Here is a 13,886-nt window from a genome sequence, read left to right as displayed (position 1 = left end):
GGCACCACGCCATGGTCCGGTAATGATTGCTGAGCGGTGGGTGCCGCTCCTCCCACCAATCCACATTCCGTCCGCACTGCGATCAACCTTTCGGCGACGGTCGAAACGGCGTCCATTTGTCGGCAGGTCTCCTCAGTCAGGCAGAGGGAGATGGTGATGGCGGAATGGCTCAAGCGCGGCGCGGCGGCGGATTTGCGGGCTGACCTCGACCGGAAGGTCCGGGACGTGGTGGAAGCCCTTCTGGCGGATATTCAGGACCGGGGCGATGCTGCTGTCCGGGAATTGTCGGTGAAGTTCGACGGCTGGGATCGCGACAGCTATCGGCTGACTAATGTGGAAATCCAGCATTGTCTGGACCAGCTGACCGGACAGGATCTTAAGGATATTGAATTCGCGCAGGCGCAGGTCCGCAACTTTGCGCAGATCCAGCGCGCGTCGATGCATGACGTGGAGGTGGAAACACTGCCCGGCGTAATCCTCGGTCACCGCAATATCCCCGTCAATGCGGCGGGATGCTATGTCCCCGGCGGCAAATATCCGTTGCTGGCATCGGCGCATATGAGCGTGATTACCGCCAAGGTCGCGGGCGTACCGCGCGTCATCACCTGTGCGCCACCGTTTCGCGGTGTGCCCGCTGCCGCCATCGTTGCCGCGCAGCATCTGGCCGGTGCGGATGAAATCTATACGCTGGGCGGCATCCAGGCGATCGGCGCCATGGCGTTGGGGACAGAGAGTATCGCACCCGTCGATATGCTGGTCGGGCCTGGCAATGCCTATGTTGCCGAAGCCAAGCGGCAGCTGTTCGGGCGGGTCGGCATCGACCTGTTTGCCGGGCCAACAGAGACTTTGGTGATCGCGGACGAGGTGGGATGCGATGGCGAACTGGCGGCCACCGACCTGTTGGGGCAGGCCGAGCATGGCCCGGACAGCCCGGCGATCCTGCTGACCACCTCCCGCAAGCTGGCGGAGGAGACGGTGCGGGAGGTCGAGCGATTGCTGGCGATCCTGCCTACTGCCGACTACGCCCGCGTTGCATGGGAGACTTATGGCGAGATCATTCTGGCGGATGATGATGCGGAGATGGTGCGCATCGCGGATAAGATAGCATCCGAACATGTGCAGGTGATGACGCGCGATCCTGACTATTTTCTTGAGAACATGCGCAACTATGGCGCGCTGTTCCTGGGCGCGCGGACCAATGTTTCCTTCGGTGACAAGGTGATCGGCACCAATCATACGCTCCCGACAAAGAAGGCGGCGCGCTATACTGGCGGGTTGTGGGTCGGTAAGTTCCTGAAGACCTGCACCTATCAAAAGGTGACGACGGACGATGCATCGGCGCTGATCGGCGAATATTGCAGCCGCCTATGCGCGCTGGAGGGCTTTGCGGGCCACGGCGAGCAGGCGAATGTGCGCGTCCGCCGCCACGGGGGGCGTGATGTACCTTATGCCACGGGGGCAACGCCGAGCGACCGGACGCGTGTCGATGCGTGATGATTCTTCGGAGACGTTGCCTCGCACGCCCAGTTTTCGTCTTGATGGCCGCAGGGCGCTTGTCACGGGAGCGGGGCGGGGGATCGGCCGCGCTTTGGCTGCGGCACTGGCGCAGGCGGGGGCGGCAGTCACGCTAGTCGCCCGTTCTTCTGCGGAGATAGAGGCGGTGGCGCATGGCATCCGTGCCGATGGCGGGGTGGCTGAGGCCGTGGTGCTGGATGTTGCCGATCTGGGTGCGGTCCGCACCTTTTTCGCTGAGCGTCCGGCTTTTTCCATCCTCGTCAACAATGCCGGGACCAATCGGCCCAGGCCGATGCAGGAGGTCACCGAGGCGGATTATGATGCAGTCCTCGACCTCAACCTGAAAAACGCCTTCTTCACGGCGCAGGCTTGTGCCGGGCGGATGATCGCAGAAGGTGGCGGTGGATCCCTCATCCACATCGGGTCGCAGATGGGCCATGTCGGTGGCGCGCGCCGCTCACTCTATTGTGCGTCCAAATGGGCGATCGAGGGGATGAGCAAGGCGTTTGCCCTCGACCTTGCGCCCCATGGTATCCGGTCGAACACCATCGCGCCGACCTTTATCGAGACCCCCATGACGCAGGCTTTTTTCGAGGATCAGACCTTTCTTGACGGCGTGTTGGACAAGATCAAGCTGGGCCGCCTTGGCACGGTGGAGGATGTGATGGGGGCGGTTGTGTTCCTCGCATCCGATGCGTCGGCGCTGATGACGGGGACGTCGATGATAGTCGATGGTGGGTGGACGGCGGAATGATGATCCGGCGGGCCTTTGTCGATACGGCCGAAGGACAGGTTCATGTGCGGATGAGCGGAGCGCGGCAGGCGGGGCAAGCGCCGCTGTTGCTGCTCCATCAAAGCCCGGCGTCCAGCCTTACCTATGCCGAAATATTGCCGCTGCTCGGCGCGGACCGTTGGGCGATTGCGGTCGACACCCCCGGTTTTGGCGAGAGCTTTCGCCCAGCTACACAGCCCGACATTGCCGATTATGCACGCTGGATCATGGCGGCTGTCGAGGCATTGGGGGTCGAACGGTTCGACCTGATGGGACTGTTTACGGGAGCGGGTATCGCGAGTGAGATTGCCGCAACATGGCCGGGCCATGTTCGCCGCCTCATATTGGCGGGGCCGCCGCTATTTACATCCGAACAGCAGGGCTTCTTCACAGCCAATGCTTGGCCCGCGCGCCCGCGCGTGGATGGTTCGCACCTGCTGGACGAATGGCGCCGCGTCATGGATCGTCCGATGCCCGGTGTGCCGTTCGAGCGCCGATGCGATGCCTATCAGGAATTTTATCGCGGTGGGGGCAATGCGATCTGGGGCGAAGAGGCGATCGCCCTCTATCCCCTGCGCGAAATCTTGCCCCGCATTGCTGCGCCGACCATGGTGATCGAGCCGCTGGGTATCCATGGGGATTGCGCTGGTGCGGCGGATTTGGTGTCGGACAGTCGGCTGAGGCGGATCGAGTATCTGGGCTATGCGATGTTGCAGGCCGTCCCGGATCAGGTGGCCGCTTGTGTCACGGATTTTCTGGATTGGGAGGTGTGAGTCAGAGGAGGCATTGGCATTACGCCGTTGCACGTTGGCAATTCCACCTCTGATTCATCCGCTTCGTCGTCCCCGCCACTTATTTCGGTCGCACCGCTGACATCACCGCCCAAGACCGGAAAACTCCCTTTGATTCTACGCCGAAGCCAGACCTGCCGCGCTGCGCGCTGGTCGTGGCATCCTGATAGCCCACCACGATTCCGCTGAATCCGGCTTGCCCCAAAAGCGTTGTATAGTTGGCGCTGATCGCAGCTTTCCAATTAGGTTCATTATTGTAGCGTGCTTCTATCTCGTCACGTATCCGCTCCCACAAATCCATCTTTTCATAACGTTGCGGCACTTCCAGATGCAGCACGATTCCGCCGGGACGCAACAGGCGGTGACATTCGTCCAGCATGGCGCCGATGGTGCCTGGTTGCAGTTCGTGGATGGTGACGCAGGTGAAGACCAGATCGAAAGACTGGTCGGGGAAGGGAGCGTGGAGCGCATCGCCTAGTCGGAGATGCACCGGAACGCCGATATGGGCCGCACGGGCATGGGCGTAACGGAGTTGCGATGCGCCCACGTCGATGCCATGGGTTTCCGCACCGGGGTAATAGCTCGCCACCGGCACAATGCTGGAGCCGATGCCGCAGCCCAGTTCGAGAATATGCCGAGGCGCAAAGTCGGGAAAACGCTCCATCAGATGCGCGGCGGCAGTATGGCCGCGCGCATCGTTCATGAAGCCGCCATTACGGCCCAGCATATAGACTGCGCCGCCGCGATCCATCAGCGCACCCTGTCCCACGCCTCCGTCGTCGCCCTGATAGCCGCCGGGCATCAGATGGACGTCGGTATCCGCCAGATGGGCGGGCGTCACGAATTCGGGATCGATCGTCACGGAGCCGAGGGCGGGGGCGGCGTGCGCCCTGTCCTCTAGATCCCGTGCCTGCCTGCCGATCGACGCGCCGACCACATCCCACATTAATTCCTGTGCGCTGCGGCGCAGGCTGGCCCAGCTCCGAAAGCTGTCGAGGTCGTGCAGCCGCTCGAAGACCTGCTCGGTCCGGGCATTATGTCGTTTACCGGGATCGAGGGTGAGGGCGGCGGCCCGTTGCTCCGTTTCAACAGCGCCGGACAGAAAGGTTTTGAAATCACGGACGAACAATTGTTCCGCCATCTCGTCATGATTGGCGTCGGGCAACATGGGATGGGTCATGCGCCTTCTCCCCTGAGCAGTCTTGCGGTTCGAACGGAAGCGTCCTGCACCGGGCGGAAAATGCGGGCGATCAGGTGCTGACGGATGCCGTCGCGCGCTTGACTTGATGCCCCGTCGGGCTGGAAACTATCGACATCATCGGGACCGAAAAGCCCCGCAGCCTGTGCCAGACGTTCCACCGTGTCGAGCCGTTCGCGCGTCACCGCGAGTTGGGCGGCAAGAGCCGTCAACATGCCGAAGAGCTGGTCCTGCGTGTCGGGCAAACCCTCGATGGGATGCCGGGGTATAGCGGCGTTACGAACGCTTGTGTCGGTCATGACGGGCTGCCCAGGAAATCGAGTATCAGTTTCGCGGTTTCGGCGGGCTTTTCCTGATGGATGAAGGAGCCGGTATTCATGACCTGTACGATCCTGGCCGAGGGCAATACGCGCCTGCCCACTTCGATATAGCGTTCATAATGCCCCCGGTCGGGATAGATGAGCAATGTCGGCGCCTTCACGCGTGCCAACAGCGCAGGCACGTCGGTCAGCCCGACGCCGCGTTCCGATGAGCGAACCCAGCGGTCCGCTTTGGCGCGGCTGAGATTGCGCTCTACCTCCACCTGTGGGTCCAGTGTGGCGAAATCCATCACCTGTTGGGCAGAGCGACTGCGGGGGCGCCAGTCCGCGGTCCAGAGCGCGGGATCGCGATGGCTTTCCTGCTCGTCCAGCTTGGTTCTGTTGATGCCGCTCGACAGGCTGGCGCTCACCACGATCAGCTTCCGCACGCGTTCCGGATGGAAAGCGGCCATGGCTATGCCGCAGATACCGCCGAGGGAGTTGCCAGCAACGGTGAAACGCTCGACCCCGATTTCGGACAGAGCGGAGAGGATGGCCGCGCTATTCTCATCGACAGTCATGACGAAGGGGGGAGTGCCGAGCATGGCGGAATCGCCATGGCCGGGCATGTCCATCGCGATTACGCGACAGCGCGCCGCCAGCAGCGGTGCAACATGGCGCCAGTCCGCCAGCCATCCGCCGACTTTGTGCAACAGGACGACAGGTTCGCCATCGGCGGGGCCGACGGTGCGATAGTTGATCTGCCCGCCCGCGCGCTTGATCGTCCCGCCCCCGGTCCAAGGCGCGCCAAATTTTTTGCTGTTGGCGGCCATGATGGGCGCGCTGGCGACTAGCACGGCCCCCGCCAAGAAACTGCGTCGGGCAATGGTCGGTCCTGCGCTCATTGCTTGCTCCCTTGATTGTGAAAGGCCCTGACACGGACAAGCGTGTTGGCCCGGATGTCTGCCCAGAAGAGCGCGATGTCCGCCATGTGAGCACTGCCACCGGGCAGCAGTTCGACGGCCAAGCCGGGGCGAGGGGTCACGCGCAGGACATTGCCATCGCAATAGGCCGCGACGGCCTTGGGCTGTGGAGAGGGCATGGGGCCTTCAATGGCGGGACCAGGCAGTGCGCCCTTGGCCGCGCCATAGCCTGCTTTCGGTCGGGCAATCGAGAAGGTCAGCGGATTGACGCACAGCAAGGGTGCTGTGCCGGCTTCCGTGCCATGGGCAGCGTGCGACCGGGCGATATAGCCGCTGGTGTCGGCGGTGGCCGTGAAGCTGTTCCAACTGACAATGCAGCCAGCCTGACGCGGCGTCGCGCAGACCGGGATGCTGGAGGGAAGTGCATCGCCGGGGATGCCGATGCCCGGAAGATAGGCGGCGATCAGTTGGCGGGCGAGCGGGGTGCCTGCAATTTCCTCCTCCAACAGTCGCAATCCGTGCAACGCGCCCTGGCTATGTCCGGCGAGGATGAAGGGCCGGTCCTCTTTGCCCCGTACCGCGAGGAAAGCGCGAAACGCGCTGCGCACATCCTGATAGGCAAGCGCATAGGCTTGTTCCCGGTCGCCCGATGTGGAGGAGAAAGTGCCAGTCGATGCCTGCCGGTATCTGGGGGCGAAACGGCGGCAGCAATCTGCAAAGGCACTGACTTGGCGGGCGCCCACACTGATGTCGGTCCAATGGTTGGTGGCCGCGTCGGCCATGTCCTGATTCCAGTCTTTCGAGCGAAAGGTGGTCGGCTGAATGTAAAAGAGATCGGCCGGTTTGTCGGCGGCATCGTCGATGCCGCGCATCATCCAGCTGTTAGCCCGTGCATAGTCGGGCGCGGCGGGGTGATTGCTTTGATCGAAACCGATCGGTGCCGCTGCGGTGAGGAGGGGGAGGGCCAGCCTGGCGATGCTGCCCAGTGCGCCCCTCATTCGGGTTCCACCACTGCGGCAGCGGCATAGTGCGATTGCACCGTCTTGCGATCAAGCCGGTAGAAACACATGGCGATGAACGACAGGGACAGCAGCACCGCAGGGATAACCGCATTGCCTGCATAGAGGGCAGCGACCGCGCCGTCCGACTGCTGCACCAACTGTCCCTTGGTGGTGGAGACATAGCCCGCATAGCTGAGATAGAGGCCACTGACCGCAGCGCCGATCGCGAAACCGGCCTTTTCGATGATCGCGTAGATACTGGAATAGATGCCGTCGCGGCGGATGCCGTTGAGGGCGAAGTCATTCTCCATCACGTCTGGCAACATGGCGAGGCTCATCAGGATCATGCCGCCCGCCCCAACGCCCTGAAGCACACCGCGCGTTACGAGGCCGAGGGTGGTGATGCTGCTGTCCGCCAACAGCCAGCTTAGCATGGTGAGGGCATAGAGCGAGATGGCCGCGAGATAACAGGCTCGTTTGCCGAAACGTCGCCCGGCCATCAGCCAGATGGGCATACACAGGCCCATGGCGATATTTTGCGCCACCGACAGCTGGATCTGTCCTTCATAGCCAATCTTGAGCACGTTGAGCTTGAACAGCAGGCCGGTGCTGATGTTCACGGCCAGCGAGATATATTGCAATATCTTGGCGGTGGTGAGCAGCACGGCAGGTTTGTTACCCCAGATTTGCCGGACGCTTTCTGTAAAGCCGGGTTTGTCCGGGATGATCGCCTGAGTGGAATCAGCGACGCCGGAGGTGCCGAACACAGTAGCGATCTTGGCGATAAATATGGTGAGGGCCAGCACGCCGCCCATGATGCGATACCCTGCCGCGCCATCCTCACCCAGTTTGATGAGGGCGGCGGCACCAGCCAGCGCGATCATCTGCCCCACAGCGCCGAAGAAGGTGCGGTAACTCATCAGCTTGGTCCGTCCGTCATAGCTGCGCGCTATGTCCGGCGCGATGGCGATATAGGGGACTGCGAAGAAGGAATAGCCGGTCGAGTATAAGACCAGGATCGCCGCCATGGTGAAGACAAGCCAGGGTCCATCGTCCACCGGCGGGTTGAAGATCAGGTAGAAGCTGACCGCGGAGATGATTGCGCCGATCACCATATAGCGGCGACGGCGGCGCATCCGCTCTTTCGTCTTGTCGATACGATGCCCCACGAACAGATCGACGAAGATGTCGTAGAGCTTGGAAAAGGTAAGCAGCAGGCCCGCCAGCGCCGGGGATTGGCCCAGCACGGTGCTCATCAATGCCGGGAAATAGGTGGTGACGGTGTTGAGCAGGATGGAGACGGCGACGGTGCCAACGCCATAGGTCACGCACAGGGAGAGCGGGAGGGCTTCGGCTTTTGCGGTGGGACTGTCCGGCCCGTTCGCGCCCTCTGCGGCCAGCGTCGCCATATCATTCTCCAAGATTCAGACATGAAATGAACGGGGGAGGCAGTTGTCTGCCTCCCCCTGTGTGACTCGATCAGAAACCGTAGTCGAGGGTAAGTCCGAATTGCCGCCCATTGCCGACGAAGCCGGTGGTGAAAGTGGTCGATGGCACGAATTCTGGTTCGTTGATCGAACTGAGGATATAGGCCTTGTCGAAGAGATTTTTCACGAAAGCGGAGATTTCCACCTTGTCGGTTTTCCATCCGATGCGGGCGTTCACTAACGTCTGGTCTCCGGTGTCCTGAAGCGCGGTCGTGCCGGCAGGCTGTGCGGAGCGATAGGAGACGTCGCCGCGGATATAGATATCGGAGGTTGCCAGCGGGAAGGTGTAGGTGCCTGACGCGACATACTGGATCTTCGACGTGCGCGGAATCTGGAAGCCGCTGATGTCGACATAGGCGATCCCATTCACAATGGCGGCGGGCAGTCCGCAGGCGGCCGGGGTGAGGCAGGCGCGCGTGGCGCTATAGTCGATGGTGCCCGACTTCCACTTGGGATCGGTATAGTTGAAGCCCAGATTCATGCTCCAGTTGCGCGTTGGGCGGACATCGGCAGAAACCTCGAAGCCGTCCACGGTCGCGGAACCGATGTTTGTGACGGGATTGGTCTGCCCCGCAACCGCCGAAGGCACGGAAAGCTGGAGATTGGTCCAGTCGATGTGGAAGGCGCTGGCGTTCAGTAGCACTTTGCCGCCGAGGAAGCTGTTCTTGGTGCCGATTTCGAATGTAGTGTTCTTTTCGGGACCAAAGGACTGTTCTGACAGGACGGACGTGTTGTTGAATCCGCCTGATTTGGTGCCGCTGGCGACCACCGCATAGAATGACTTTCCGGTCGCCCACTTCCAGTCGGCCGTCACGCGATAGGTGCCGTAGGAGAATTTGGCGGCAGGGCGCAGCGTCGCGTTGGTGAGGAAGTTGGTCAGGACCGAACTCTTGTCCTCCCAGGTCCAGCGGCCCTGTGCTTCCAGGCTCAGGTCCGGCGTGAACTTGTAGGTGCCGAGGCCGAAGACGGACTTCATCTTCGTATTTTCGACGTTGCGGTTGTTCAGGCTCTTGTTGATCTGCTCCGGGCTTTCGCCGACGATCGTCACCTGCGTCGCGGCGCGATCATAATAATAGCCGCCGACCGCCCAGTCGAAGGTCGCATTACCATAGGATTCCAGGCGCAGTTCCGAACTCCATTCCCGGACCGGGCCGACGAACGGCTGGGTGAAGCGCCGCAGGGCGGTCGGGCGACCGCCCATCGAGTTCAGATGCTGATCCTGCAACGCGAATGTATTATATTTCGCATAGGAGCCAGTGTAGCGGAGTGCGACCGAGCCGAAATCATAGGCAAGACGACCGATGGCGAGGTTCGTCTCGCGCGTCGAATAGGACGCCGGATCGACGTTCAGCACGTCCGGCGCGGTCAGCGTGCCGCAGGTGTAGCGCAGGTTGCTGCCGCCGCGGTTGTTGGTCGACCCATTGCTGTTCACTCCGCCACAATTGTTGGTGAACATATAGTTCGCGCCGCCGTCCAGCTTGTCCTCATAATGATAATAGAAGGCGGAGGCGGTGAGGGCGTCGGTGGGTGACCATTCGAGCATGGCCGACCCGGACCATTTATATTTCCAGCCGCCGAGGTTGGCGCTCGACACATTCTTGATGGTGCCGCCAAAGCTGGAATAGGTGCCGACGACGGTCGCGCGCAGCGTATCGGTGATCGGGCCGCTCAGCTTGCCCGCGACCTCGTACAGGCCATCCGTGCCGATGGTCGCCTTGACCCGGCCGGTCAGATGGTCGCTGGGCTTGTCGAGGACATAGTTGATCGCACCGGCAAAGGCGTTGTTGCCATACAGCGCGCTCTGCGGTCCCTTGATGACCTCGACGCGGGCGAGGTTGAACAGGTCGATGTCGAGGTTCGACTTGCCTGACAGATAGACGCCATCGAGGAAGACGCCGACATTATTGTCGAAGGTCGTTGTGGTGACGTTGGTCACGCCGCGCAGCGTGGGCGCCGCAAGGCCGCCCGCATTGCCGGAGTTGAAGCTGAGGCCCGGCGTCATGCGTGCAATGTCAGCCAGATTGGTGGCGCCGGCGCGGGTCAGCGATTCCTGCGTGACCGCGCTGACGGCGGCGGGCACCGATTGCAGGGTTTCCTCGCGACGGCGCGCCGTGACGACGATGGCGTCGCCTTCCTCCGCTGTGGCGGCCTGGGACGCTGATTCCTGCGCCATGGCGGGCATGGACATCAGCGTTGTCGCGATGATCGTGCTGGCGAGTAGAGTCGTTTTTTTCATGGTCTGCCACCCTGTCAGTTTCTGTTGTACGTGCCCATCCCAAAGCCTGTCGCTTGTGCTGCGGCTAGGTGTCGAAAGGTGTCAGCGAGTGGGTCGGACACAAAGTCTCCCCAGCTAGACTATCCGCAGTGCGGACATGGGTTCGTCAAACATCTTTGCAGAGGCAACGTCCGGCTGCATCATTTGATGGTCAGGAGCATGAACCGAAATGGACTTTACCTTATTGCAACGTGGACGGGCGCTGCTCGATTTCGAAGTGACCGCGCGCAAGTCCGTCACCCGGCTGCACCAGCAGGCCGAAGCGCAGTTGGCGACGGTGGGTCTGACCGCCGATACGCTGCCTGACGATATGGAGGCGCGCCATCATGTCATCGATGCGGCGCTGGCTGAATCTCCTGTCTTTCAGGCGCGGGCGCTATTGGGCGAATGGTGCGCCAAGCAGCATGGTCGGGCAGCGCAACAGGCGTTTGACGAGATTGCGCACGATCTGGAACCGGAGCTGGCGCGGCTGGCCGAAGGTGGCACGACCATCGTGGAGCATGAATTCACGGCACCCCGATACTGGTCAGAAATCTGGTTTCATCGGACCCATGGCGGCTGGGATGCGGGGCCATATAATGGCTTTGTCCATGGCGAGCTGGTGCACAAGAAATATGTGTCGCAGGTGTTTCCGGGCGACATTTATGGCAACCGTCGGTTGGTGCTGCGCGAACTGCCGAGGCAGGATTATCGGGATATATTGGAGGTCGGCACGTCGTCCGGCCATCACACGGTGGCTATTGCGGAGATTTTCCCTGACGCGGCAATTACCGGCATAGACCCGTCCATCCGCATGCTGGAGCAGGCGCGTCGTGTCGCCAATGAGAAGGGGCTAGGCTGGAACCTGCACACCGGTATCGGCGAGGATATGCCGATGTTCGCGGACGCCAGTTTCGATCTGGTGACAGCCTATGCGATTCATCATGAAATGCCGCCCAAGGCGATTGCGGCGACCTTTCGCGAGGCGTTCCGCGTGCTGCGCCCCGGCGGCGACATGATCATGGCTGACGTGGTGCGCACTGGCGATCTGGACAAGATGGCGGCGTGGCGGATGGACTATGCCGCCAAATGGGGCGGAGAGCCATTCTGGCGGGCAACCGCCGCGCTGGACATGGAGCCGATGGCGCGCGAGGCGGGCTTTGTCGATGTGCGCGGATATGCGCCGCAACCGGGGCGCGACCCCTATGTGATTTATGGACGGAAACCGGCATGACGGGATCGGATCATACAGCGCCTCGGCAGATACTGGACCCGTCGCGGATCGACGATCTGGGGGAAGCGATCATTGCGCTGACCCGCGAACTGTGGGTGGTCAGCGACCGGCAGATGGTGCTGGAGGCCGTGCTGGCCGAGGCGGGGGTGCCGGTCGAACGGATCGATCGCTACCAGCCGGACGAGGCGATGGCGGCAAGACTGACGGCGCGGCGGCAGCAGTTGCTGGACACCATATTGGAGGCTCTGCGCGCCCGCTAGAGTGATCGCCTATTTGCAGTCGAGCGTCTCGCGGCGGTCGATCCAGTCTTTTTGGCTGGCGGGCGTGGGACGCAGTTTCGCAGCGAGGAAGCTGAGAATGGCGGAGAAGACCGCCGTCCGGCGCTCCGGCGTTGCGTCGCCCGTGGGACCGCGCAGGGGGCTGTCGATACCGCCCAGATAATGGCCGACGCCCGGCACGGTCATCAGGCAGATGTCGCGTCCCGCAGGGGCCAGACGATAGGGTGCGTCATGCCATTGCGGTCCCCGGTCGGTGAGCGGGGTGTCGTCCTTGTCGCCGTTGATGATGAGCAGGGGGCCGTGCAGCCCGGACCAGTCGACCCGCAGATAGGGCGCGCGGGCCTTCCACTCCGGGGTCAGGCCGTCATGGTCGCCGGGCGGGGCGAGCAGCACCGCCGCCCGGATCGAGGGGAGAGCGGGGTTCGCGCCTGTATCCCGCACCCGCGCGCCCATGGCGAGGGCGGCGGTGTGGCCGCCGAAACTGTGGCCGACGATGGCGATGCGACTGGCGTCCACCCGGCCGCGCAGCAGGGGGATGGCGCGGGTCAGGGAAGTGAGATGGCGGGCGACCCAGGCGAGCTGTTCGATGCGGGTGCGCCATGTGTTTTCGGGTTGGGGCGTGGCGGGCGTGAATCCGTCGATGGAAGCGTCGGGATGATCGGGCTGCACCACCAGATACCCGGCGCGGGCGAGGGCGGAGACGAGGGGTTGGTAGTCGGTGCGGGAGAGGCGGTTGCCGTGCGAGAGGATCACCACCGGGAGATGGTCCCCCGATGCCGGAAACGTCAGGCGCAGCAAGGGCGCGGCGGGGTCCGCCGGAGTGGGTGCGACGGGGTCGAGGGTTACAAGATGACCAACCGAAAGGGCGTTTGCGGGAAGGGGGGACAGGGCTGCCGTCAGGGCCGCCAGCCAGAGGGGGTGTCGCATGGGTTGATCCTTTTTGTTCTTTATCCGTAATGAATTATTGTCTTGGGGTTGTCCTGTGGACCGGGCCAGCCGTTCCGGTTTGTCGTTCCGATCCGTTGCGCCGGTCCACAGGCCGATGGAGCCTGTCGGCCCGCTCCATCGCATGGCCTGCGCGCAGGTCGCCCGCATCGACGCGACAGGGGGCCTGCCCGTGCAGCGCGGACGGTCCGGGCATGGGGGCTGGTTTCCTCGCGCGGATTGGGCATCGGATGCCGAGCCGAGCCGAGCCGAGCCGAGCCGAGCCGAGCCGAGCCGAGCCGAGCCGAGCCGAGCCGGGGCAGGGGCAGTGGCAACGCAGGGGCAAGGCAAGGCAAGGGGGGCGTGCGGGTGCAGGGTGTATGCATCGGGCCTGCATCCTCCCGTGCCGTCTGCGCGTGGGTACAAGGCGTTCGTCCAGATGTTCGCGATTCCATCCACTGTCATCATACCCTTGCCGCCTCCGCCGCCTCCGCCGCCGCCTCCGCCGCCTTCGTCGCCTCTCTTGCCGCCGCCCTCCGCCTGGCCCTTCCGTCCCCGTCGTCCTGCGCCACAACGCCCGGTGGCGGGCGGATGCGCCAGAGAGGCGGTGGGAAATGATCGCTGTGCGGACATAAGGGCTTGCGACCTTTGCGATGGCATGTCCTGATCGGGACTATGGCGGCCTGACGATGGCAGGGCGTGGCGTGGCGAAGTGGCGTGGAGACAGGACGTGGAGACAGGGCAGGGACGGAGGCACGCCGGGATCGACGCAATGGTTTGGCTTGGCTGTGCTGTGCTGGGCAAGCGCTTGGCGAGCCGGGGCCGGGGCCGGGCGGAGCGGCGGCGTGACGGGCAGGGACGTGACGGGCAGGGATGTGGCAGGCAGGGGCATGGTGACGCGGGAGCATGGCGACACACGGCGCTTTCGGCGGAGGAGCCGGGGCGGAGGCCGGGTGCGTCCTGTCGGTTTGCGGAGCCTTCTGTCCCTGTCCTTTCGTGGGGTCGCCGGGCCGTGTCATCTTGCCGGGCCATGCCGCCGGAGAGATGTCGCGGGGAGGGGCGGTCGCATGGAGGAAGCAGAGGAAGCATCGCGGGGCACGGGTTCGTCGGGGGAGCAATTTACCGGGAGGAGCAGGCCGTGCGGGCGGAGGTTCGGAGTCCGGTGGGGTGGAGGTTGGGATGGGCCGGAAGCCGGTCCGCACCACCGCAT

Annotated in this window: 12 protein-coding genes; 5 read left to right on the top strand and 7 right to left on the bottom strand. The window is 63.2% G+C overall.

Going from position 1 to position 13,886, the window contains the following annotated elements; all coding sequences use genetic code 11:
- Positions 1–156: 156 nt before the first annotated feature.
- The 3 genes from hisD to LWE61_RS07895 are packed head-to-tail and all read left to right on the top strand — an operon-like array spanning position 157 to position 3,060.
- Positions 157–1,494 (top strand): histidinol dehydrogenase, encoded by a 1,338-nt coding sequence (gene hisD, locus LWE61_RS07905; RefSeq protein ID WP_234149516.1) that lies wholly within the window; start codon positions 157–159, stop codon positions 1,492–1,494.
- Positions 1,487–2,269, top strand: a complete 783-nt coding sequence (locus LWE61_RS07900) for an SDR family NAD(P)-dependent oxidoreductase (RefSeq protein ID WP_234149515.1) — start codon at positions 1,487–1,489, stop codon at positions 2,267–2,269. The genes hisD and LWE61_RS07900 overlap by 8 nt, the downstream gene beginning before the upstream one ends.
- On the top strand, positions 2,266–3,060 hold the full coding sequence (locus LWE61_RS07895; RefSeq protein WP_234149514.1) for an alpha/beta fold hydrolase: 795 nt from the start codon (positions 2,266–2,268) through the stop codon (positions 3,058–3,060). The genes LWE61_RS07900 and LWE61_RS07895 overlap by 4 nt, the downstream gene beginning before the upstream one ends.
- A gap of 79 nt (positions 3,061–3,139) precedes the next feature.
- On the opposite strand, the gene LWE61_RS07890 is transcribed toward LWE61_RS07895, so the two are convergent.
- The 6 genes from LWE61_RS07890 to LWE61_RS07865 form a co-directional block, all read right to left on the bottom strand.
- Positions 3,140–4,258, bottom strand: coding sequence for a class I SAM-dependent methyltransferase (locus tag LWE61_RS07890; protein ID WP_234149513.1), 1,119 nt, complete (start codon positions 4,256–4,258; stop codon positions 3,140–3,142).
- Complete coding sequence (locus tag LWE61_RS07885) at positions 4,255–4,575, bottom strand: hypothetical protein (protein WP_234149512.1); 321 nt, start codon at positions 4,573–4,575, stop codon at positions 4,255–4,257. The genes LWE61_RS07890 and LWE61_RS07885 overlap by 4 nt, the downstream gene beginning before the upstream one ends.
- Positions 4,572–5,480 carry an alpha/beta fold hydrolase gene (locus LWE61_RS07880; RefSeq protein ID WP_234149511.1) on the bottom strand — a complete coding sequence of 303 codons (909 nt, stop codon included), beginning with the start codon at positions 5,478–5,480 and terminating at the stop codon, positions 4,572–4,574. Before LWE61_RS07880 ends, LWE61_RS07885 begins: the two co-directional genes overlap by 4 nt.
- The gene (locus LWE61_RS07875) at positions 5,477–6,496 is read right to left on the bottom strand and encodes a DUF3089 domain-containing protein (RefSeq protein ID WP_234149510.1); all 1,020 of its coding nucleotides are present in this window, start codon (positions 6,494–6,496) and stop codon (positions 5,477–5,479) included. The genes LWE61_RS07880 and LWE61_RS07875 overlap by 4 nt, the downstream gene beginning before the upstream one ends.
- Positions 6,493–7,908, bottom strand: a complete 1,416-nt coding sequence (locus tag LWE61_RS07870; protein ID WP_234149509.1) for an MFS transporter — start codon at positions 7,906–7,908, stop codon at positions 6,493–6,495. Before LWE61_RS07870 ends, LWE61_RS07875 begins: the two co-directional genes overlap by 4 nt.
- 70 nt (positions 7,909–7,978) lie before the next feature.
- Positions 7,979–10,222: a TonB-dependent receptor gene (locus tag LWE61_RS07865; RefSeq protein WP_234149508.1), complete on the bottom strand. Its 2,244-nt coding sequence runs from the start codon at positions 10,220–10,222 to the stop codon at positions 7,979–7,981.
- Between the two features lie 208 nt (positions 10,223–10,430).
- On the opposite strand from LWE61_RS07865, the gene LWE61_RS07860 reads away from it, so the two are divergent.
- Both LWE61_RS07860 and LWE61_RS07855 read left to right on the top strand, forming a co-directional pair.
- Positions 10,431–11,474 carry a class I SAM-dependent methyltransferase gene (locus LWE61_RS07860; RefSeq protein ID WP_234149507.1) on the top strand — a complete coding sequence of 348 codons (1,044 nt, stop codon included), beginning with the start codon at positions 10,431–10,433 and terminating at the stop codon, positions 11,472–11,474.
- On the top strand, positions 11,471–11,734 hold the full coding sequence (locus LWE61_RS07855) for a hypothetical protein (protein WP_234149506.1): 264 nt from the start codon (positions 11,471–11,473) through the stop codon (positions 11,732–11,734). Before LWE61_RS07860 ends, LWE61_RS07855 begins: the two co-directional genes overlap by 4 nt.
- Positions 11,735–11,743: 9 nt before the next feature.
- On the opposite strand, the gene LWE61_RS07850 is transcribed toward LWE61_RS07855, so the two are convergent.
- Positions 11,744–12,679, bottom strand: a complete 936-nt coding sequence (locus tag LWE61_RS07850) for an alpha/beta hydrolase family protein (RefSeq protein ID WP_234149505.1) — start codon at positions 12,677–12,679, stop codon at positions 11,744–11,746.
- Positions 12,680–13,886: the final 1,207 nt, after the last annotated feature.

The organism is Sphingobium sufflavum (assembly GCF_021403115.1).
Classification (GTDB): domain Bacteria; phylum Pseudomonadota; class Alphaproteobacteria; order Sphingomonadales; family Sphingomonadaceae; genus Sphingobium; species Sphingobium sufflavum.
This window is presented reverse-complemented; position numbering and strand designations above follow the sequence as displayed.